At 55.9% G+C, this 21,931-nt stretch carries 23 protein-coding genes; 6 read left to right on the top strand and 17 right to left on the bottom strand.

All coding sequences use genetic code 11. The annotated features are described in order from the left end of the window. Positions 1-189 precede the first annotated feature (189 nt). The 11 genes from rplI to AB7E06_RS01980 all read right to left on the bottom strand — a co-directional run bounded on the left by rplI (position 190) and on the right by AB7E06_RS01980 (position 8,201). Positions 190-645, bottom strand: coding sequence for a 50S ribosomal protein L9 (rplI, locus tag AB7E06_RS02030; RefSeq protein WP_094196006.1), 456 nt, complete (start codon positions 643-645; stop codon positions 190-192). Between the two features lie 18 nt (positions 646-663). Then, the gene (gene rpsR, locus AB7E06_RS02025) at positions 664-936 is read right to left on the bottom strand and encodes a 30S ribosomal protein S18 (protein ID WP_003802444.1); all 273 of its coding nucleotides are present in this window, start codon (positions 934-936) and stop codon (positions 664-666) included. A gap of 89 nt (positions 937-1,025) precedes the next feature. Then, a complete protein-coding gene (priB, locus tag AB7E06_RS02020; RefSeq protein ID WP_094196005.1) occupies positions 1,026-1,343 on the bottom strand; it encodes a primosomal replication protein N in 318 nt (105 codons plus the stop codon). A 13-nt stretch (positions 1,344-1,356) separates the two neighbouring features. Then, positions 1,357-1,755 (bottom strand): 30S ribosomal protein S6, encoded by a 399-nt coding sequence (rpsF, locus tag AB7E06_RS02015; RefSeq protein ID WP_003802446.1) that lies wholly within the window; start codon positions 1,753-1,755, stop codon positions 1,357-1,359. Between the two features lie 143 nt (positions 1,756-1,898). Then, positions 1,899-2,702, bottom strand: coding sequence for a GTP cyclohydrolase FolE2 (gene folE2 / locus AB7E06_RS02010; RefSeq protein ID WP_094198287.1), 804 nt, complete (start codon positions 2,700-2,702; stop codon positions 1,899-1,901). Between the two features lie 149 nt (positions 2,703-2,851). Further along, on the bottom strand, positions 2,852-4,717 hold the full coding sequence (gene dxs / locus AB7E06_RS02005) for a 1-deoxy-D-xylulose-5-phosphate synthase (protein ID WP_094196004.1): 1,866 nt from the start codon (positions 4,715-4,717) through the stop codon (positions 2,852-2,854). 113 nt (positions 4,718-4,830) lie between these two features. Then, positions 4,831-5,739, bottom strand: coding sequence for a polyprenyl synthetase family protein (locus AB7E06_RS02000; protein ID WP_108727901.1), 909 nt, complete (start codon positions 5,737-5,739; stop codon positions 4,831-4,833). A 1-nt stretch (position 5,740) separates the two neighbouring features. Beyond that, positions 5,741-6,007 (bottom strand): exodeoxyribonuclease VII small subunit, encoded by a 267-nt coding sequence (locus AB7E06_RS01995; protein WP_094196002.1) that lies wholly within the window; start codon positions 6,005-6,007, stop codon positions 5,741-5,743. A 194-nt stretch (positions 6,008-6,201) separates the two neighbouring features. Next, complete coding sequence (locus AB7E06_RS01990) at positions 6,202-7,053, bottom strand: sulfurtransferase (protein ID WP_427954890.1); 852 nt, start codon at positions 7,051-7,053, stop codon at positions 6,202-6,204. Continuing rightward, a complete protein-coding gene (locus AB7E06_RS01985; RefSeq protein WP_094196000.1) occupies positions 7,046-7,954 on the bottom strand; it encodes a DMT family transporter in 909 nt (302 codons plus the stop codon). Before AB7E06_RS01985 ends, AB7E06_RS01990 begins: the two co-directional genes overlap by 8 nt. Before the next feature lie 112 nt (positions 7,955-8,066). Beyond that, positions 8,067-8,201, bottom strand: a complete 135-nt coding sequence (locus tag AB7E06_RS01980) for a hypothetical protein (RefSeq protein ID WP_276310373.1) — start codon at positions 8,199-8,201, stop codon at positions 8,067-8,069. Between AB7E06_RS01980 and htpX the strand changes: the two genes are divergently transcribed. Together htpX and AB7E06_RS01970 are read left to right on the top strand one after the other, a co-directional pair. Next, positions 8,200-9,081 (top strand): protease HtpX, encoded by an 882-nt coding sequence (gene htpX / locus AB7E06_RS01975; protein ID WP_094195999.1) that lies wholly within the window; start codon positions 8,200-8,202, stop codon positions 9,079-9,081. The genes AB7E06_RS01980 and htpX overlap by 2 nt on opposite strands. A gap of 243 nt (positions 9,082-9,324) precedes the next feature. Beyond that, positions 9,325-10,989, top strand: coding sequence for a Na/Pi cotransporter family protein (locus tag AB7E06_RS01970; RefSeq protein WP_094195998.1), 1,665 nt, complete (start codon positions 9,325-9,327; stop codon positions 10,987-10,989). 104 nt (positions 10,990-11,093) lie between these two features. Here the strand turns inward: AB7E06_RS01970 and polA are convergent, their stop codons facing one another. Then, complete coding sequence (polA, locus tag AB7E06_RS01965; RefSeq protein ID WP_094195997.1) at positions 11,094-13,811, bottom strand: DNA polymerase I; 2,718 nt, start codon at positions 13,809-13,811, stop codon at positions 11,094-11,096. On the opposite strand from polA, the gene AB7E06_RS01960 reads away from it, so the two are divergent. The 4 genes from AB7E06_RS01960 to hisM all read left to right on the top strand — a co-directional run bounded on the left by AB7E06_RS01960 (position 13,810) and on the right by hisM (position 16,782). Continuing rightward, the gene (locus tag AB7E06_RS01960) at positions 13,810-14,478 is read left to right on the top strand and encodes a TIGR00730 family Rossman fold protein (protein ID WP_094195996.1); all 669 of its coding nucleotides are present in this window, start codon (positions 13,810-13,812) and stop codon (positions 14,476-14,478) included. The genes polA and AB7E06_RS01960 overlap by 2 nt on opposite strands. Positions 14,479-14,580: 102 nt before the next feature. Next, positions 14,581-15,375: an ABC transporter substrate-binding protein gene (locus tag AB7E06_RS01955; protein WP_121738456.1), complete on the top strand. Its 795-nt coding sequence runs from the start codon at positions 14,581-14,583 to the stop codon at positions 15,373-15,375. Positions 15,376-15,391: 16 nt separating this feature from the next. Then, on the top strand, positions 15,392-16,081 hold the full coding sequence (locus AB7E06_RS01950) for an ABC transporter permease (protein WP_042484236.1): 690 nt from the start codon (positions 15,392-15,394) through the stop codon (positions 16,079-16,081). Next, positions 16,081-16,782: a histidine ABC transporter permease HisM gene (hisM, locus tag AB7E06_RS01945; protein ID WP_094195994.1), complete on the top strand. Its 702-nt coding sequence runs from the start codon at positions 16,081-16,083 to the stop codon at positions 16,780-16,782. The genes AB7E06_RS01950 and hisM overlap by 1 nt, the downstream gene beginning before the upstream one ends. A gap of 99 nt (positions 16,783-16,881) precedes the next feature. Here the strand turns inward: hisM and AB7E06_RS01940 are convergent, their stop codons facing one another. From AB7E06_RS01940 to rbfA, 5 genes are all read right to left on the bottom strand, one after another. After that, entirely contained in the window at positions 16,882-17,340 is a 459-nt protein-coding gene (locus AB7E06_RS01940) for a DUF1641 domain-containing protein (RefSeq protein ID WP_203226718.1), read from the bottom strand. A 14-nt stretch (positions 17,341-17,354) separates the two neighbouring features. Further along, positions 17,355-18,545: an NAD(P)/FAD-dependent oxidoreductase gene (locus AB7E06_RS01935; RefSeq protein WP_094195993.1), complete on the bottom strand. Its 1,191-nt coding sequence runs from the start codon at positions 18,543-18,545 to the stop codon at positions 17,355-17,357. A 363-nt stretch (positions 18,546-18,908) separates the two neighbouring features. Next, complete coding sequence (gene typA, locus AB7E06_RS01930; RefSeq protein WP_427954883.1) at positions 18,909-20,726, bottom strand: translational GTPase TypA; 1,818 nt, start codon at positions 20,724-20,726, stop codon at positions 18,909-18,911. Between the two features lie 3 nt (positions 20,727-20,729). Further along, positions 20,730-21,482, bottom strand: coding sequence for a tRNA pseudouridine(55) synthase TruB (gene truB / locus AB7E06_RS01925; protein WP_022983561.1), 753 nt, complete (start codon positions 21,480-21,482; stop codon positions 20,730-20,732). A 33-nt stretch (positions 21,483-21,515) separates the two neighbouring features. After that, a complete protein-coding gene (gene rbfA, locus AB7E06_RS01920; RefSeq protein WP_094195991.1) occupies positions 21,516-21,929 on the bottom strand; it encodes a 30S ribosome-binding factor RbfA in 414 nt (137 codons plus the stop codon). Positions 21,930-21,931: the final 2 nt, after the last annotated feature.

Genomic DNA, 21,931 nt, shown 5'->3' with positions numbered 1-21,931 from the left:
GCAGAACAGTCAGGCTCAACAGCGTAGTGGGCTGACAAGACCGAAGACGAGGACACAGCCACGCGGCAGGCGTGCTGGCGCTACTCGGACTGAACGAAGAGAAAACAAAAAAGCCGGCTTGCACCGGCTTTTTCTTAGCTTGGCAGATACACCCCATGAAGGAATGTACCATGCGTCAACGCGCTAGTCTTAGGCTACGTCGCCTTGAACCACAACGTTGATTTCAGCAGTCACGTCAGGGTGCAGAGCAACCTGAACGGAGTACTCGCCAACGGCTTTCAGGTGGCCGTCGGGCAGACGAACCTGAGTCTTGACCAGGTCGGCAAAGCCCGCATTTTGCAATGCATTGGCGATGTCCATGGTGGTCACGGAACCGAACAGACGACCGTCCACGCCGGCTTTTTGAACCAGGGTGAAAGTTTGGCCGTTCAGCTTTTCGTTTTGAGCCTGAGCAGCGGCCAGCTTTTCAGCTTGCAGCTTCTCCAGTTCGGCACGACGTGCTTCGAACTCTTGCAGAGCAGCAGCCGTAGCACGGCGGGCAACTTTGCGTGGCAGCAGGAAATTACGGGCGTAACCATCACGTACGCGCACAACGTCACCCAGATTACCCAGGTTGGCGACTTTTTCGAGCAAAATAACTTGCATGACTAAGGTTCCTCTGGATTATTTGTGGTTGTCGGTGTACGGCAACAGAGCCAGGAAACGAGCGCGCTTGACAGCGGTGTCCAGCTGACGCTGGTAGTGGGCTTTGGTGCCCGTCAAACGTGCAGGGATGATCTTGCCATTTTCCTGGATGAAATCACGCAGGGTGTCCAGATCTTTGTAATCAATTTCTTCAACGCCAGCGACGGTGAAGCGGCAGAACTTGCGGCGTTTGAACAGTGGGTTCTGTTGTGCAAATTTGCGTTTTTTGTCTTTGCCTCTACGGAAAGCCATTTTGTGCCTCGTTAGTAACCGGGCTATACCCGGAAGAATTCAGTGTGAAGCGAGGTGTTGAACACTTCGCGACGATCGAGCCAGACCAGTCAAACCGTAACAGAGCCTTGTCCCGGAAAGTGGCGCTGGTAGTGCTGTATATGCAACACCAGACGCGTCGAGCCTTTACGGGCGGGAGCAATAAAACCTTGTAGTTGCAAACGGGCTCCCAAAGGAGTGTCTGCCAGACCCAATGCATTATTTCCCAGAGCCACTGCCTGCATCGTCAAAGCGATTTGCCGGGAGTGACCGGCTTCCATTACGGAAGATTCGTGTTCCAGAACCAACTCCAGAGCTGGGACACCCGCCGGCGTATAACGCAAGGGCTTGATGTCGATAAGCTGACCGGCAAGAGAGAACTGGTTCACGCAGTCGGAGCTATTACTCTTCAGCTTGAGCTTCAGCGTCAGCGGCTGCAGGAGCGCTGGCTTCAGTACTTGCTTTACGTGCTTCTTCGCGTTCGACGGACTTCATCATGACCGAAGCGCCTTCAGGGGCTTTCTTCGTGCCAGCGACGAGGTAACGCAAGATAGCGTCGTTGTAGCGGAAGGAATGCTCCAGTTCGTCCAAGGTGGACTGACCGCATTCGATGTTCAGGCACACGTAGTGAGCCTTGACCAGTTTCTGGATTGGGTAAGCCAGTTGACGGCGGCCCCAGTCTTCCAGACGATGAATAGCACCGCCTTCGGAAGTAACAATCGCCGAATAGCGCTCGATCATGGCGGGCACTTGCTCGCTTTGATCGGGATGCACAATGAACACTACTTCGTAGTGACGCATGGAACAACTCCTTGTGGATATCGCCTAGTACCTACTGCAAACACAGTCAGGCACCAAGCGCGACAGCCCGCCCATTCAATCCGGGTCGAGCAAGAAACCATAGATACTAGCACCAAGAAAGGCTGGCTGACAAGCCAAAAGCCTTAACCCTGCACGCTTGCGTAGGCAGAGTGATTATGAATCGACTCAAAATTCTCGGCTTCGATGCTATAACGCAACACTCCGGGCAGGCTACGCACACTGACGGCCACATCACGCACCAGGTCTTCGACAAACTTAGGATTGTCGTAAGCGTATTCGGTGACGTATTTTTCGTCAGTGCGCTTGAGCAAGCCCCACAGCTGACAGGACGCCTGTTCTTCAACCGACTTGATCAGCGTAGGCAAATCCAGCGCAGCCGGATCCGCAAACACGGCCTGCACAGTGACGTGCGAGCGTTGATTATGGGCACCGTACTCTGAAATTGCCTTGGAGCACGGGCACAGGCTGGTGACGGGAACCAGCACAGATAATTCAAATTCGGGCTGGGCATCCACACCGACGCGCGCCGTCCAGCTAACGGTGTAATCCATCAGGCTGGCTACTCCCGATACGGGCGCCACTTTTTCCAGAAACACGGGGAAGGTGGCCGTCATGTCGCCACGCCCGGCACCGAGCAAGGGCAACATGGTCTGGGCCATCTGCACAAAACCGGCAGGCGTCATGGCTTGACGACGATACTCTTCCAGCAAAGCCACAAAGCGCGACATATGGGTGCCTTTTTCTTCGGGCGGCAAGGCCACCGTCAACTCCCATTGCGCCACGGTGGGCACGGCCTGCCCCTGCAGGTCCAGCATCATCGGATGCCGCACCCCGCGCACACCCACGCGCTGAATCGCAACACGGCGTGTATCCATGCTGCTTTGCACATCTGGCATGGCCAAAGGCGATTCCGACACTGTATTCATATCCATCAGGTTCAGCCACGACAAAGCCGCAACCTCAAATAAAAACAATAATGAATTATTATCTTACGCTTATAGCAAGCGAGCTTCGATAACCTTAGCAAGAACACGCATATTGGGGTATTTAACACCTCAAATACGTCGCAATTGCCTTACACCTCAAACAAACTTGAGAAACGCTCACGAATTGAACGCTCGATGCCTGCGGCATCCAGACCCAGATCCTGAGCTATTTTCTTCTGATCACCGTGGTCAATGAACTCGTCAGGGTAGCCCAGTTGCAGCACGGGCATCACCAGCGCATCACGGCTGACAAACTCCAGTACCGCGCTGCCTGCGCCACCCATCAAACAGCCTTCTTCCACCGTCACAAAAGCCTGATGGCTTTGTGCCAGCTCTTGCAGCAAGGCTTCGTCCATGGGTTTCACAAAACGCATATCCACCACGGTAGCGTCCAGAACCTCGGCCGCTTTCAGGGCCTCGTGCAATACGGGTCCGAAAGCCAAAATGGCCAGATTCTTGCCTTGGCGACGCAAATTGGCCTTGCCCAGCGGCACAGTGTTCAGCGCCTGGTCTACTTCAGCACCGATACCTGCTCCACGCGGATAGCGCACCGAGCTGGGGCCTGGATGCTGGTAGCAACAGGTCAGCAACAAGCGGGTTTCGTTCTCGTCCGACGGGGCGGCGACCACCATGTTTGGAATGCAGCGCAAAAAGGCGATGTCGTAATTACCGGCGTGCGTTGCCCCGTCTGCGCCCACAATACCGGCACGGTCCAACGCAAACGTAACATCCAGATTCTGCAAAGCCACGTCGTGAATCAGTTGATCATAGCCACGCTGCAAGAAAGTGGAGTAAATCGCCACAACAGGTTTTTGTCCTTCACAGGCCAAGCCACCCGCAAACGTGACGGCGTGCTGTTCGGCGATACCCACATCAAAATAACGACGGGGAAACTGCTGCTCGAACTCCACCATGCCACTGCCTTCACGCATGGCAGGGGTAATACCGTATAGGCGCTGGTCCTGCTTGGCCATATCGCACAACCACTGGCCAAAGATCTGCGTAAACGTCGGGCGCGGCTTGGTCGTTGGCTTAACCAAACCCACCGAAGGATCGAACTTGCCAGGGCCGTGGTAGAGCACCGGGTCGGCCTCGGCCAGCTTGTAACCCTGCCCTTTACGGGTCACCACATGCAGGAACTGCAAACCACCCAGATCACGCAGATTGCTCAAGGTAGAGACCAGCGCGTCCAGATCATGGCCGTCAATCGGGCCTACGTAATTAAAGCCCAGCTCTTCAAATAGCGTGGCCGGAGACAAAATCCCCTTGGCATGGCCTTCAAACTTGCGCGCCAGATCCAGAACGGGCGGCACATGCTGCAAAACAGCACGGCCCACATTCTTGGCAGCGGCGTAAAAGCGGCCCGACATCAGGCGAGCCAGATAATGGTTCAGGGCACCTACCGGCGGGGAGATCGACATGTCATTGTCGTTCAGCACCACCAGCACATTCACATCGGGGGTGACACCGGCATTGTTCAGGGCTTCAAAGGCCATGCCAGCGGTCATCGCGCCATCGCCGATCACGGCAATGTGCTGACGCTCGATCCCGGCATTGCGCGAGGCCACGGCCATACCCAATACCGCGGAAATCGAGGTCGAGGAATGTGCGGTGCCAAAGTCGTCGTACTCGGACTCGGAACGCTTGGGGAAACCGGAGATGCCATCTTGCTGACGCAAGCTTCCCATCTGATCGCGCCGGCCAGTCAGAATCTTGTGCGGATAGGACTGATGACCCACATCCCACACGATACGGTCATGGGGCGTCTCGAACACATAGTGCAAGGCGGTGGTCAATTCAACCGTGCCCAGATTGGACGACAAATGCCCACCGGTTTTGGATACGGACTGCAGAACAAACTCGCGCAGTTGTCGTGCCAGCTCGGGAAGATCACGTTGATCAAGCTGGCGCAAGTCGGCGGGAGACTGAATCTGCTCTAGGGAAACGGTTGTCATACTAAAGACGTCTATCCGGGCAAATAAGTGAAACGACTGTCCAAAGACAATCGCCAATCGGCTATTGTAAAACGCTTCGCGGCCTGTGCCAAAGTAGCACAGGCCCACGTCGCTTAATGATTGCGGCCCACGATATAGTCAGCCAGTTGCATCAGGCGCGCAGCGGCAGGCCCCAAGGGACGCAAAGCCAACTGAGCCTGCTCATTCAGGGCACCGAGCAACTCGCGCGATCCGTCCATACCCAGGATGGAGACATAGGTAGGCTTGTTATCGGCCGCATCTTTACCGGCTGTCTTGCCCAGCGTGGCGGTATCGGCTGTCACATCCAGAATATCGTCCACGACCTGGAAAGCCAGACCGACGGCCTGGGCATACTCTTCCAAACCATTACGCACAGTGGATGAGGCACCCGCCACAATACCACCCAACAACACGCTGGCCTGCAACATGGCGCCGGTTTTCATGCTGTGCATTTCTTGCAGTTGATCGCGGTCCAGGGCAATGCCCACGCTTTCACAATCAATCGCCTGACCACCAGCCATGCCGGCACTGCCCGCAGCCTGAGCCAATTGGGTAATGGCTTGCACGATCAAGGCAGGGGCAATCGGCATTTGCGCCAACAGCTCGAAGGCCAAGGGCTGTAAGGCATCGCCTGCCAGCATGGCGCAGGCTTCATCAAACTGGACATGGGTAGTTGGGCGACCACGACGCAATTTATCGTCGTCCATGCAAGGCAAATCATCATGAACCAGCGAGTAGGCGTGAATCAACTCCACCGCCGCCGCAGCCAGCTCCAATGCTTTCAGTTGGGCAGCCGCCATAGGCTTGCCTTGCAGGGCGGCCTCGCCTGCGGCATAGACCAAGGCAGCACGCACACGCTTGCCACCACCCAGCACACTATAGCGCATGGCTTCGTGCAAACGAGCAGGTTCCTGGCTGACAGGGGGCAAGGACTGATCCAGTACGGTCTCAGTTTGCTCAACCCGCGCCTGCAGCCAATCAGAAAAACTGGTAGAACTCATCTTAACTATCTCCAACAGCCTCATCCCCCGACAAGGGACGCAGCAGATTGCCCTGCAATACACTGACCTGTTCCTGGGCAAGGTCTAGTTTGCGCTGACACAATTGGGCTAACTCCACACCCTGCTCGTAAGCCTGCAAAGCCTGCTCCAGCGGCAGCGCCCCGCTTTCCATGCGAGCGACCAGCGCTTCCAATTGCGCCAGAGCGGACTCAAAATCCTGCTGGTCTGGCGCCTGGGCACTTTGATTATCATCGCGAGATTTAACCATAACTATTCCTGATCAATGAGGGCCGTCCGGACTACCTGAGGCCACAATTGGATGTGGCATTGTACGGGAGCCTGTGGCTTGCTGCCCTCCCACGAGGACGCTTTTTACCGGGGGCGCCGAGCCTTAGAGTCACCTGACAGTAAAAAAGCCGCTTTGGGGCGGCTTTCTCAGCACCAGAAGTCTCTTGCCTTTGACTAGCTGCGCGCAACAGGCCGGCTGGCGTCACTGACCCATTCACTCCAGGAGCCTGGATAAATGCTGGAGCCGGACAGCCCCGCCAATTCCATGGCAAAAAGATTGTGACAAGCCGTAATACCCGAACCACACTGATGGACCACCATCTCTGCCGAAATCGTCCCCAGCAAGTCCTGATACTCCTGACGTAGCTGCTCAGCCGGCTTGAAGCGCCCTTGTTCATCCAGATTATTAAGGTGCGAACGGTTCAACGCGTCGGGGATATGACCTGCGACCGGGTCCATCGGTTCCACATCTCCGCGATATCGTTCGGCAGCGCGCGCATCCAGCACAGTGAAAATAGGTTTGGACAGGTTCTTCAGTACCTGATCCGTTTGCACGGTAGGCATGGCCGCCTGTTCAGGGATGCTCAATTCAGCCGCTGCCGGGGCGGGCGTAGCCGGGCCGCTTTCTTGGGCTCCGCCCAGTTGTTGCCAGGCCTGCCAGCCACCATCCAGAATGGCGACCTGGGGATGCCCCAACCAACGCAGCATCCACCACATATGGCTGGCAAACAAGGAACCCTGGGCATCGTAGACCACAACCTGCATGCCGTCACGCAAGCCGCTTTGCTGCAAAAGCTGGGCCAGCACCTGACGACTGGGCAAAGGATGACGGCCATTCAGCCCGGTCTTGGGAGCAGCCAGATCAACCTCGTGATCCAGAAACACCGCACCCGGAATATGCCCCTGCTCATAAGCGCGTCGTCCTGCTTGATGGTCGATCAAGTCATGGCGTACATCCAGAATCAAGCACTCTGAGTTATTCAGATTGGCCTGGACTTGTTCTGCGCTAATCAGAAATTCAAACACGTTCTGCCTCCTTGACGGGAGCCCGCTCGGCTGCCGCGGCCTGACCTCGCAAGATACGATCCTCGCTGTAGGTGCGCCAGGCTGACAACAGGCCAGACCCGATAATCAATGCCATACCTGCCCAGGCTACCCCGTCAGGCACATCCCCCCAGAAAGCGATACCAATCAGGGCGGCGAAAATAATGGTGGTGTATTGCAAGGCTGCGGTCAACAAGGCCGAACCCAGTCCAAAAGCACGCGTCATGGTCAGTTGCCCAAACAAGCCAGACAAGCCTACGCCCAACAGGGACAGCCAGGCGCGCCAGCTCAGTTCGCGCCAACCTTCCCACAAAAGGCCAACCAGACTGGAGCATACGACAAAACAGGAAAACAGCAGCACGGTGCGCCATTCAGGCTCACCTGAACGTCCTAGAGCACGTACCTGCATCATGGCCACCGCGCTCAAAGCGCCGGCGCATAGGCCCAGCATTGCCGCCCACCATTGATCAGGCGTAATACTGGGACGCAGCACACCGATCACACCCAAAAAACCCAAGAGCACCGCAATCAGACGCACAGGGTCGCGCTGGGTGCCACCCCAGGCCAGCATCCAGAAAGCAATAAATAAGGGAGCGGTGTAATTCAGGCTGACGGCCGTGGACAAGGGCAGATTTGCCAGGGCCAGAAAACCCAACCACATGGAACTGACCCCGGAAACGTTACGCCGGATATGCAGCTTCCAACTTTGAGGGGCCAGCCGCAAACCACGGCTCTTGGCCCAGAACACTAACAGCAGGACCGAGGGCACACCCCGGAACAAAACGATTTGTGCCATCGACGCCCCAGCATCGGCGGACACTTTGACACAGGCCCCCATAATGGCAAACATGGCGCAGGCTACCAGCATCCACAATGACTGCATGTGATCAGACCAAATCAGTAATAAGGGAAAGCCACTACTATACTCTCCGCCTTGCAAAAGTGGCTCGGTAACCCCATATCCAGACCAGTTAGACCACAGCTTGAAAGACAGCTCAAGAAACTATCTTGATCAAAAGCTGACTAAAGGCTGAATCTTTTATTATCACGCCTGGAATCAAGGCTAAAATTCGGGCCGATCGTCTTTCCACGGTCACGATTTCTTTTGTCATACCGGAATCCGCATTCATGAAACGAATTGTCCTTTTTTTAATAACCAACTTGGCCGTCATGCTGGTGCTCAGCGCCTCCATGAATATTTTGGGTGTGGGACGTTACCTGAACGCGCAAGGTCTGGATCTGACTCAATTGCTGATTTTCTCGGCCTTGGTCGGTTTCACCGGCGCCATCATTTCCTTGCTAATGAGCAAGTGGATGGCCAAGCAAAGCGTGAACGCGCGTGTCATTGATCCCAACGCCCCCGCCAACGCGGAAGAAGCGTGGCTGGTCGATACCGTGCACCAACTGGCGGACCGCGCCGGTATTGGCCGCCCAGAAGTGGCTATTTACGACGGCGAGCCCAACGCGTTTGCCACTGGCGCCTTCAAGAACGATGCTCTGGTCGCCGTGTCCACAGGCTTGTTGCGCGGCATGACCGAAGAAGAAGTCATGGCGGTGCTCGGTCATGAGGTTGCCCACATTGCCAACGGCGACATGGTCACCCTGACCTTGATCCAGGGCGTGGTGAATACCTTTGTGATCTTCCTGGCCCGTCTGGCTGGCTACTTTGTGGACCGCGTGCTGTTGCGCAACGATCGCGACGTGGGCATGGGTTACTACGCCTCGGTTTTTGTGTTTGAGCTGATTTTTGGCGTGCTGGCCTCCATCATCGTGGCCTGGTTCTCCCGTCAGCGTGAATACCGCGCCGATGCCGGTTCCGCCCAGTTGCTGGGTTCGCGCCAGCCCATGATCCATGCTCTGGCCCGTCTGGGTGGCATGGCTCCTGGTGAGCTGCCCAAGAACTTTGAGGCCTCCGGTATTTCGGGTGGTCGTTCGATCAGCGCGATCTTTGCATCCCACCCTCCTATCGCGGCACGTATCCAGGCTTTGCAAAACGCCCAATCGGTCTAAGCACACCGGCAGCCTGAACGGCACAACCCAACAAAACGCCCCAAAAGCCTATGTGCTTTTGGGGCGTTTTCATTTCTTAGTGCAAACTGCCTCCTATGCCATGCATAGCTCCCCTGAAAATATCAGACTAACCAGAGTCAGTCTGCCCCTGTAGTCCAAGCGCGGCATAATCCCAAGACCTGAGTGTGCTCCCCCGAATTCTGAGACTCACGCTTGTAAGATGCGCTGGGCTATTATTTAGCCATGAAAGAAATCTTCGCACTTCTCGATTTCGGGGGATATATCGCTTTGCTCCTGTGGGGTATCCACATGGTGCAAAGCGGTGTGCAACGCGCCTTCGGTGCCGAACTGGGCATCTGGATGGGTCACGCATTGGGTCGCCCCCGTCGCGCCTTTTTTGCGGGTGCGGCCATTACCGCCGCCATTCAAAGCAGTACCGCCACCGGTCTGATGATTACCAGCTTTGCCGCCACCGGCATGGTTGCCCTGGTTCCGGCCCTGGCCGCCATGTTGGGCGCCAATGTGGGCACGACGCTGATCGTGCAACTGCTGTCCTTCAAGATGACCGCGCTGGCTCCTGCCCTGATTCTTCTGGGTGTTTGGTTGTTCCGCTCGCAAGAGCCTGGACGCCGACGCGACCTGGGCCGCGTCTTTATTGGCCTAGGCCTTTTGCTGCTGTCCTTGCATGAGTTAGTGGGCCTGTTCTCGCCCATTCAGGACGCCCCCCTGCTGCAAACCATTCTGGAAGCTCTGGCAGGCAGTCCCATGACGGGTATGTTGCTGGCGGCACTGCTGACCTGGGCCGCGCACTCCAGTGTGGCTATTGTGGTGCTGATCATCTCGCTGGCCAGCCATCAGCATATGGACCCGCAGCTAACCTACGCGCTGGTGCTGGGTGCTAACGTGGGTACCGCCATCAACCCGATTCTGGAAGGGGCTGGCAGCACGAAAGACCCAGCCAACAAACGTGTGCCCATAGGCAACTTAGGCACACGTGTGTTTGGCTGTCTGATTGGCATGATTGTGTTGCCCTGGATTCCGGATTTGATGAGCTGGTTCACCGATGAACCCGCCCGTGCCGTGGCCAACTTCCACACCTTCTTCAATCTGGCCGTGGCGGCCTTGTTCCTGCCTTTGCTCAAACCCTATTCGCGCCTGCTGAGCCGTTATCTGCCCCGTCGCACCGACCCGGATGATCCTGGCCTGCCTTTGTATCTGGACCAATCTGCCCAGGAAGTCCCTGCGGTGGCCCTGGGCAATGCGGCGCGGGAAGCACTGCGCCTGTCTGATATGTTGCAAGAGATCCTGGACACGGCCCGCCAGAACATGCTGAGCAATAGTGCCCAAAGCATTAACCATGCGCGCTATATCAGCAATGCCGTCAACCGTCTGGAGCCATTGATCACTACATATCTGGCCAGCATGGATCAGGAAAACCTGAACAAGAAAGATACGCGTCGCCTGAACGATATTCTGACTTTTTCCACCAATATCTCGCACGCCGCCACCATCAGCGTCAATGGCTTGCTCAGCCATACGGCCAAGCTGCGCAAACAGGGCTGGATACTGCAAACGGAAGAGCAAGCCGAGATCGGCAAGGTCATGGACAGGCTAATTCGCAACCAACGTCAGGCCGCAGCCCTGTTTGTAGCCGAGGACGTCAAAACGGCCCGCTTCCTGGCGTTTGAAAAAGACTTTTTCCGCGAACTGGAAGTTGCAGCTGCGGACCGTCATCTTCGCCAGATCAAGGCCGGTCAGTTGGACGTTGCCGAGCAAGGCTCCTTGTATCTGGAGATCTTGCGTGACGTGCGCACCATTAACTCCTATCTGGTCAGCGCGGCAGCCTATCCGATTCTAGCCAAGCACGACGAGCTGCTTCCCAACCGGGTACGCTCCAACGAGGACTAGATACATCATCAAAGCGTGCCACACCCGGCCCGCGAAACTCCAGCGACTCGAAAACAAGCAAGGCGACCATCAGGTCGCCTTGCTGTTGAGTCTATCAAAAGCCTTTAGTGCGCCTGTTCCCAGTTATCGCCCACCCCCACCTCGGCAACCAGTGGGACATCCAGCTTGGCCACATTGCACATCAGGCCAGGCAGGTTTTCACGCAAAATATCCAGCTCGTCCTCAGGTACATCGAATACCAGTTCGTCATGGACCTGCATCACCATCTGCGTGCGCAGGCCCTTTTCTTCCAGCCAACGCTGCACAGCCACCATGGCCATCTTGATCAGGTCAGCCGACGTGCCCTGCATCGGTGCATTAATGGCGGCACGCTCTGCACCGGCCATGCGCGGCCCTTTTGCACCTTTCAGTTCCGGCAGCCATAGGCGGCGACCAAACACGGTTTCCACATAACCTTGCTCATGAGCCTGGGCTTTGATGCGAGTCATATAGCTGGCCACGCCAGGATAGCGAGCGAAGTAGCGATCAATATAAGCACGGGCAGCATCACGGGTAATGCCCAGGTTGCTGGCCAGACCAAACTCACCCATGCCGTAGATCAGACCAAAGTTAATCGCCTTGGCGGCACGGCGCTGGTCAGAGCTAACATCTTTGGCATCCACACCAAAAATCTCGGCAGCGGTCGCTGTGTGCACGTCCCCACCCTGCTCAAAGACCTGCTGCAAATTGGCGTCACCCGATACATGCGCCATCACACGCAATTCGATCTGGGAATAGTCAGCCGAGACCACTTTGCCCAACTCGGACACGAAGGCGGCACGAACACGACGCCCTTCTGCCGTACGCACCGGAATGTTCTGCAAGTTAGGATCGGAGGAGGCCAGACGCCCGGTTATCACGGCAGCCTGTGCATAACGGGTATGCACACGGCCACTGTCCGGATTCACCATTTTGGGCAGTTTGTCCGTATAAGTGGACTTGAGCTTGGCCAGACCACGGTACTCCAGCAGCACCTGCGGCAAGGGGTAATCCTGAGCCAAGCGGGTCAGGACGTCCTCGTCAGTAGACGGAGCACCACTGGCCGTTTTACGAACCACTGGAATACCGAGCTTGCCGAACAGAATCTCGCCCACTTGCTTGGGGGAGTTCATGTTGAAAGGCTGGTCGGCTAACTCGTAAGCCTTGTTTTCCAGCTCCAGCATTTTTTGGCCCAGCTCGTGGCTTTGACGCGCCAAGGTAGGCACATCAATCTTGACGCCATTGCGCTCCACAATCGTCAGCACATCCGAAGCCTGCACTTCCAGCAAATAAATACGCTCCAGACCTTCTTGCTTGGCCACTTGAGGACGCAGGCACTGATGCAAACGCAAGGTGTAGTCCGCATCTTCACAGGCATAGTGAGACGCAACAGGGATGTCCACCTCGTCAAAACCGATCTGCTTGGCACCCTTGCCGCAAATATCCTCGTAAGACGTGCCTTTCAAACCCAGCCATTGCAAGGCCAGCTCATCCATGCTGACGCGCTTGTGCGACTGCAAGACATACGCCTGCAACATGGTGTCCTCGCGGATACCGCGCAAGCTGACTTTTTCATTGAGCAGGACATGCGTATCGTATTTGGCATTGTGCAGGACCTTGGCCGCCTCTGCGTTTTCCAGCCAGGGACGTAGAGTTTCCAGCACATCGTCTTTATTCAACTGCTCTACATCCAGCGAACCACGGTGAGCGACCGGCACATAAAAAGCCTGACCCGCCTTGACCGATACAGACAAGCCCACCAGACGCGCCATCAAAGGGTCCAAGGACGTGGTTTCCGTATCCAGCGCCACCAGCTCGGCCTTCTCCAGCAGGCTTAGCAAGGACTGCAATTGCTCTTTCGTCGTGACGGTCTGATAATCCAGCTCAGCGGGTGCCGCAGGCGTTTCAGCCTGGACGCGTGCATCCTGGGCAGGCACGCGCTTGGGATCATCCGTCAATTCACGCAACCAGCTGCGGAAACCATAGGTTTCATAGATATCCTGCAACACGGCATTGTCACGGGGCTCCGGCTCCAGCGCACCGAAGTCACCCGTAAAACCAGGCACCTCACAATCGAGCTTGACCGTCACCAGCTTGCGCGTCATTTCAAAGTTAGCGCTGAAATCGCGCAGATTCTGGCCAGCCACACCCTTGATTTTGTCGGCATGCTGCAACAACTCATCCAGGCTGCCATATTCACCTAACCACTTGGCGGCTGTCTTGGGGCCCACCTTGGGTACGCCCGGAATATTGTCCGAGGTGTCGCCAATCAGCATTAAATAATCGATAATCTGATCTGGGCGTACTCCGTACTTATTGGTGACCCCCTCTATATCCAGCTTTTCGTTACTCATGGTGTTGACCAGCTGCACATGCTCATTGACCAGCTGGGCCAGGTCCTTATCTCCGGTAGAGACCACCGTCTCGATGCCGTTTTCGGCCGCCAGACGAGAAAGTGTGCCGATGATATCGTCAGCCTCCACGCCGGACTGACAAATCAGATGCCAGCCCATGGCGCGTACCGCTTTGTGAATAGGCTCTATTTGCTCCGCCATATCTTCGGGCATGGAGGGCCGGTTAGCCTTGTATTGATCGTACAGATCGTCCCGGAAGGTGCGGCCCTTGGCATCGAAAACGCATACCATATAGTCGGCCTGATAATCCTGTAGCAGGCGGCGCAACATATTGATGACCCCGTACAAGGCGCCTGTAGGCTGGCCTTGCGCGTTTCGCAGATCAGGCATCGCATGGTACGCTCGGTACAGATAGCTGGAACCATCAACGAGCAACAAGGTTTTTTTCATGTCTAACAATAAAATCGTCCGTTTACCGGCCTCTGAGCAGATTCCTACCATCATGAAGGAGCTGCAAACTGCGGTCGATACATTAAAAGAAATGGGTGCTGGCGTAAGTGTTTTCGGCAGCGCACGCATCAAACCCGGCCATCCTTACTACGAACTGGCCCAGAAACTGGGCCGTCGGCTGGCCGAAGCGGGCGTCACCCTGATTGCAGGCGGCGGCCCTGGCCTGATGGAAGCCGCCAATAAAGGCGCATACGAAGCAGGCGGGCAAAGTGTTGGCCTGAATATACGCTTGCCCCACGAAACCACCAACAATCCTTACCAGACGCACAGTCTTCAGTTCGAATACTTCTACTCGCGCAAGGCGACCTTTTTCATGCACAGCTGGGCCTACATTGCCCTGCCTGGCGGCTTTGGCACCCTGGACGAGCTGTTTGAAGTCATGACCCTGGTTCAAACAGGCAAAGTCCCACCCGCCCCCATTGTACTGATCGGCACTTCCTTTTGGTCCGGCCTGATCGACTGGATTGGTGAGCATTTAATGGAGATGGGGCTGATTGGCCCCAAAGACCTGAATTTACTGGTCCTGACCGACGATTTGGACGAGGTCATGGGCTACATCAACCAATGCTGCGTGCTGCCTAGGGCGGAACCCGCATTGCCCCAGTAAGGCGTACGGGTTAAATTTGCAGTCTTTCTTCGGCCCTCCATCAGCAGGGCCGAATTTGTATTGAATGCCACAAGCTAGTCGATATTTGCCGGAGTCCTTCACATGAACAAAATGATTGCCCGCCTCCTGATGGTGGCTTTTTGCAGTGCTTTAGTACCCGCTGCCGCTCACGCAGACGAACCATCCGAAATCCGTTTTGCCACGGAAGCGGGCTATCCCCCTTTCGAGTTTCTGGACCCCAGTGGCGAGCTGCAAGGCTTTGATATCGATATCGGCAACGAAATCTGTAAACGCCTGCAGGCCAAGTGCGTGTGGATCGACCAGTCTTTTGACAGCTTGATCCCCGGCCTGCAAGCCCGCAAGTTCGATCTGGCCAACTCCACCATGACAGCTACAGAGGCGCGCGCCAGGGTCATCGACTTTAGCGAGCCCATGTACATCGTGCCGGTGCGCCTGGCCGCACGCAAAGGCAGCGGCCTGGAGCCCACCGCCGAATCCCTGAAAGGCAAGCGTGTGGGCGTGCAGCAAGGCACCACCATGGAAACCTATGCGCGCCAGAACTGGGCCAATAACGGTGTCACCATTGTGGCTTACCCCAGCTATACCGATGCCTTCAATGACCTGGCCGGCGGCCGGGTTGACGCCACTTTCCAGGAAGCCCAGAACGCCATCGAAGGCTTTTTGAGCAAACCGGCCGGCGCCGATTTTGAGCTGACCGGCAGTACCGTGGACGACAGCCCCATTTTGAACGAACCCATTGCCATGGGCATTCGTAAAGGCAACAAAAAACTCAAAAAAACCATTGATGAAGTTCTGCGCGAAATGAAGGCCGATGGCACCATGCAGACCTTTGCCGACAAATACTTCCAAAAAGAAAACATTCGCATTGCGCCCTGACCTGGATACCTGAACCATGTTGCTTTACGGTTATGGGCCACAGTTGCTGGTCGGCACCTGGGAAACCATCAAACTGGCTGTGCTCTCGCTGCTGGTTTCCCTGGTACTCGGTCTGGTCGCTGCCCTGATGAAACTGTCTCGCGCTTCGCTGCTGCGTTGGGTGGGCGGTTTGTATACCACCTTGATTCGGGGCGTCCCGGACCTGGTGCTCTTGATGTTGTTCTTTTTCAGCCTGCAAATCTGGTTGAACGAACTGACAGACTGGCTGGAATGGGACATGATCGAGATCGATCCCTTCGGTGCCGGTGTGGTCACCCTGGGCTTTATTTATGGTGCCTACTTTGCCGAGACCTTTCGCGGTGCCCTGATGGCCATCCCCAAAGGCCAGATGGAGGCGGGCAAGGCCTGTGGCTGGAGCGCCTGGCAAGTTCTGCACCGCATCCAGATCCCGCAAATGATGCGCTACGCGCTGCCCGGACTGGGCAATAACTGGCAAATCCTGCTCAAATCCACCGCACTGGTGTCTTTGATCGGCTTGAGCGATGTGGTCAAGATTGCCCAAAACGCGGGGAACGCGACCTTCAATTCCTTCTTGTTTGTGGGTATCACCGCCCTGATCTATCTGGGCCTGACCGCTGTGAGCAATATCGGGCTGGGCTACCTGGAACGACGCTACAACATTGGCGTGAAAGGAGCGCAGTTCTAATGGATGTTCTGAACGAATTCTGGCGCGCCTATCTGTACCAAAGCAATGGTCAGCTCTCGGGCCTGGCCATGACCCTGTGGCTGCTGGTGATTTCGGTTGTGATCGGCTTTTTCCTGTCGATTTTCATGGCCATTGGCCGCGTTTCCGGCAAAGCCTGGCTGTCGCGCCCTATCGGTGCCTTCACTTATTTTTTCCGTGGTACGCCCTTGTACGTGCAGATCCTGCTGATCTACACCGCCATGTACAAGCTGGCCATTGTCAAATCGGTGCCTGCACTGGAAGCTTTCTTCATGAGCGGCTTTAACTGCATGATTCTGGCGCTGACCTTGAATACAGTCGGCTACACCACCGAAATTTTTGCCGGTGCCATCCGCTCCATGCCTTCTGGTGAAGTCGAGTCGGCCCGTGCCTATGGCATGTCCGGCTGGACCTTGTACCGCCGCGTGATCTTGCCGCAAGCCCTGCGTCGTGTCCTGCCGGCTTACAGCAATGAAGTGGTCCTGATGCTGCATGCCACCTCACTGGCCTTTACCGCCACGGTTCCCGACCTGCTCAAGATCGCGCGTGATGCCAATGCAGCCACCTATCAGACCTTCACCTCCTACGGGATTGCCGCATTGATTTACCTGTGCGTGTCTTTCATTTTGGTGGGTGCCTTCCGGATTGTGGAAAAGCGCCAAATGGCGTTCTTGAATCACTAAACGCTGAGGTGCTGAGGTGCTGAGGTGCTGAGGTGCTGAGCAAAAAAATGGGCCGCTTGCAAAAGCGGCCCATTTTTCTTTAGTGACACAAGCGCCCTGTCAATCGCCCGTATGATCCAGGTTCTGATAGCGCATCTGACGTCCCATCACACCGGCCATCATCAAAAAGAAAGTCAGACCGCGACGCACTTCTGGCTCCTTGGCCAGGCGTATCAGGCCCATCAGAGTCGGGGTCGTCTCCGTCGCTCGCACTTGATCCGCAGCCATACGGGCCGCGTTTCCAACTGACCAGGCGGCTCCTACGCCCTCCTCAAAGCCCTTCATGAGCTTCTCAAGCATATAGTCGTCCGTCATGTCCACCAGATCGGCCAGCAGGGACACGGCATCCACCACCCGATTCAAACGACCACCAGCCAATAAGGGTTCTATCTTGCCGATCAACTCATCCAGGCCCTTGATGCCCGGATCCTCTCCAAGCAGGCTTTCCAGGGCAGAGGGGGACTTCTGAGCCGCACCCGCATCGCCGGGGTTCAAGGATTTATCCGATACCGAATTCATCTGTCTCTCCTGACTTAGACCAAGCCACGGGCCACGGCCCAGTAAATACCCCGATTAAAGCCCTTGCGCAGCAGGCCACCCAGCTTGGTGGGCGGCGTAGGATGCACATCCTCCTTGTAGTCATACCAGAGCGGCATCCCCCCCTCCAGACCCATTTGGGCTACCGCCACCACACGGCCGTCGTATTCGTCACAAGTACGCCCGAATCGTAGCTCGGAGGCCAGATTATTGACCACCACAGGCGACTGGTTGTGACATGAGCCACCTGCTTTACTGATGGGCAGGTCCACCGTGTCACCCAGCACGTACACATTGTCCAGGCCCAGCACCTTCATGGTTTGGTGATCGGTGGGGACCCAGCCCTCGTTGTCGGCGGCTTGAGAGATCCCCGAATCACGAACCGCTGCAACTGCCGTAATTGGCGGTGTTGCCATCAAAAGGTCAAATGGCTCTTCTGCCCCTTCCTCGGAATACGCAATCTTGCGTTCAGGGTCCACTCGGCTCAAGGTAAAACCACGTTGATGCTTGATATCCCTATCCTCAAAAATTGGCGGCAAGACCTGGCAAACCTCGTTCTGCATGAACAGGCAATTACGCAGGAGCTGGGAGGTGGTGGGATAGGTATAGGCAATCTCCACCTTGTCCCGTACGCCACGACGACGCAGGTATTCATCCAGCATCAAGGTAGTTTCTACCGGCGCGATGCCGCACTGATGCGGAACATTATGGGTTTTGGGGAAGGTGACGGTAACCAGCACGCGGCCTTTCTCCAGCCTGCTCAGGCGGTCAGCCAACTGACGGGCAGGGGCGTGCTGATAGAAATGATCACCGCCCTCTTTCAGGCCCTCGATTTTTTCCGGTGATGGCACACAACCCGTAGACAGCACCAGATAGTCGTAATCGATCTTCTTACCGCTGGCGCAGTGCAAACGGCTGGCTGAGAAATCAAAGCCACTGACCTCCTCCAGCTGGAAATCAATTTCAGGGCGTAAAAGGGAAATTTGCGGTCGCCGCAGCTCGTCCCGGAAAAAGGCATCAAAAGCCACATACATAAAAGCGGGCTTGTAATAATGCCAGGGGGAATTGGACAACAGGGTAACGCGGACTTTGCCCGAACGAATTTCCGGGTATAGCTTGGTCACCAGATGATTGGCGGTCATCGTACCGCCAATACCACCACCTACAATCACAATATGCTGCACCATCAGTATTCTCCTTAATGGGGGAAACTGTGAAGCGCACCCTGATTCACAAAAAAATCAAGCAAAAACAGGATGATACACAGCAATCACTGAGACTATGCAAAGCGAGCTTGGTAATGTGTCCAGCCAATTTTTATCAAATAGGTATTAAGCAAAAATTAAAACGGCCGTTTCTTTTTTGATGAGTTATCCAATCAAATTTATTTATCTCACACCCTTTGCCGATTTAAAAAACAAGCTGGGGCGATTATGCATACACCCCAGCCTCTTAATAACTTTCTCACATATGGCCCAACCCTGCCAATATAGAATAAAAAAAACGCCTGCATCAAGCAGGCGTTTTCTCCTATCGCAAAACCCGAAGAATTAACTTTCGCGTTGACTGCGACGGCGCTCGTGTTCTTTCAGGTAACGCTTGCGCAGGCGAATGGACTTGGGAGTCACTTCAACCAGCTCATCGTCATCCAGGAAGTCCACGGCGTATTCCAGGCTCAAGCGGATAGGTGGAACCAGATCAATGTGCTCGTCCTTGCCGGAAGCACGCACGTTGGTCAGTTTCTTTTCCTTGATGGGGTTAACCACCAGGTCGTTGTCGCGGCTGTGAATACCAATGATCATGCCTTCGTACAGGGCATCACCGGGAGACACAAACATGCGACCGCGATCCTGCAGTTTCCACAAGGCGTAGGCCACGGCATCACCGTCGTCCTGGCTGATCAGCACGCCGTTACGACGCTCGCCAACCGCGCCTTCACGCATGGGGCGGAACTCGTCAAAGGTGTGGCTCATCAGGCCAGTACCACGTGTCAGCGTCATGAACTCGCCCTGAAAGCCAATCAGGCCACGAGCGGGAATACGGTACTCCAAACGGGTACGACCACGGCCATCGGCAACCATATCCTGCAAGTCACCACGACGGCGACCCAGCTCTTCCATCACGCCACCTTGGTGGCCGTCTTCGACGTCCACGGTCAGTTGCTCGTAGGGCTCCATCTTGACGCCGTTTTCTTCACGAATCAGCACGCGTGGACGCGATACGGCCATTTCGTAGCCTTCACGACGCATGTTTTCGATCAGAATGGTCAGGTGCAACTCACCACGACCGCACACTTCAAACACGGTATCGTCGTCGGTTTCGTTAACGCGCAGCGCCACGTTGGATTTCAGCTCGCGATCCAGACGGTCGCGCAGCTGACGGCTGGTCACGAACTTGCCTTCACGGCCAGCCAATGGCGAGGTGTTCACCATGAAATTCATGGTCAGGGTAGGCTCGTCAATGCGCAGCAAAGGCAAGGCGTCCTGGTGAGCAGGATCGGTTACCGTGCAACCAATGCCCAACTCTTCAATACCGTTGATCAGCACGATGTCACCGGCTTCGGCTTCATCTACCGACACACGCTCCAGACCCTTGAACTTCAGAACCTGGTTGATGCGGCCCTTGATGACTTCGCCATCAGGACCAAATTTCACGACTACATCCTGAGCAGCGCGCACGCGGCCACGGTTCACACGGCCTACACCGATCTTGCCCACGTAGGAGCTGTAATCCAGGGAACAGATCTGCAGTTGCAGGGGTGCGTTGACGTCGTCTTCACGTTGGGGCACGTGTTCCAAAATAGCGTCGAACAAAGGACGCATATCGCCTTCGCGCACGTTTTCGGTCAAACCGGCGTAGCCCGACAGACCCGATGCGTAAATGATGGGGAAATCCAGCTGTTCGTCGGTAGCGCCCAATTTGTCGAACAGATCAAAGGTGGCGTTGATCGCGAAGTCAGGACGGGCGCCAGGGCGGTCAACTTTGTTGACCACCACAATCGGACGCAAACCCAGTTCCAGCGCTTTACGAGTCACGAAACGGGTTTGAGGCATAGGGCCTTCCACCGCGTCCACCAGCAACAGCACGCCATCAACCATGGACAGCACGCGCTCGACCTCACCACCGAAGTCAGCGTGACCGGGGGTGTCGATAATGTTGATGTGGGTGCCTTCGTATTCGACGGCACAGTTCTTCGCCAGAATGGTAATACCGCGTTCTTTCTCGATATCGCCCGAGTCCATGACACGTTCGGAGATATGTTCGTTGTCACGGAACGTACCTGCCTGTCTCAACAATTGATCGACCAGGGTGGTCTTCCCGTGGTCAACGTGGGCAATAATGGCCACATTGCGCAATGCGCGTCTCATAACTCATCCTTCTGATTGAAGTTTTTTGGGCAAAATCTCGGTAGGCAAGCTCTCGATGGCCAGCAAGGCCGACATCGGGTCTTCCATCGCCTGCAACCCATCCAGGGTGTAGGCGTCGTCGATATGAAAAGGTCCTAATTCTGTCCGGCGCAAGGCCGTCAGATGGGCAAAACACCCCAGAGCACGTCCAATGTCTTGCGCCAGGGTCCGGATATAGGTTCCCTTGCTGCAACGTACAAACAAACGCGCCGATTGCGGCGTAAAGTCTTGCACCTGCAAATCGTGAATCACGAGATGTCGTGCCTCACGTTCCAGCTCTATACCCTGACGGGCATATTCATACAGGGGCTTGCCATCGCGCTTGAGCGCGGAATACATGGGCGGCACCTGCGTAATGGGTCCTCGGAAAGCAGGCAATACTGCTTCCAGCGCCTCGAGGGTGACGCCGGCAAAATCTGCCGGAGCCTGAGACACCACATTGCCGGTCAAGTCGCCTGAATCGGTTTCTTGTCCAAACTGCAAGGTAGCTTCATAGGCTTTGTCTGCTTCCAGCATCGTGGCAGAAATTTTGGTAGCCCGGCCAAAACAGCAAACCAGCAAACCCGTCGCAAACGGGTCCAAGGTTCCGGTATGGCCAGCTTTGCGGGCATCCAGAGTGCGGCGGGCACGCTGCAAAGCGTGGTTGCTGGACATTCCGTCGGACTTGTCCAGTAGCAGCACACCATCAATCAACTGCCCGCGTTTTCGCGTAGCCATTGTGTGTCAATCCGTGAAGAAACAACAGCCGCGTCAGGGCTGTTCGTCTGGTTCGTCCGACTTGGACGCGGAGCCAGTCAATTGGCTATCGGCCTGGTTGGCGCTGTCGATGAGCTTGGAGAGCTCCATGCCGCGTTCCAACTGTCGGTCGTGATGAAAATGCAAAGTTGGAACGGTATGGATGTGCAGCAGCTTGAACAGCAGCGAGTGCAACCAACCGGCCTTCTCGGTCAAAGCCGCCTGAGCGACTTCGGGCTCGGCGCCCAGCACCGAGTAATACACTTTGGCGTGTGCGTAGTCAGGAGACAGCTCCACGCCGGTCAAGGTAATCAAACCAGCGCGGGTCATGTCGATCTCGCGCTGGATCAGGACCGCCAGATCCTTCTGGATCTGGTCGGCCAGGCGCAGGTTGCGCCCTGGGTTTGGTTTGGACTTGTGTCGTGCCATAA

Source organism: Alcaligenes sp. (assembly GCF_050255915.1).
Taxonomy (GTDB): domain Bacteria; phylum Pseudomonadota; class Gammaproteobacteria; order Burkholderiales; family Burkholderiaceae_B; genus Alcaligenes; species Alcaligenes aquatilis.
The sequence above is the reverse complement of the archived record's forward strand: the minus strand, read 5'-3'. Positions and strand labels throughout refer to the sequence as shown.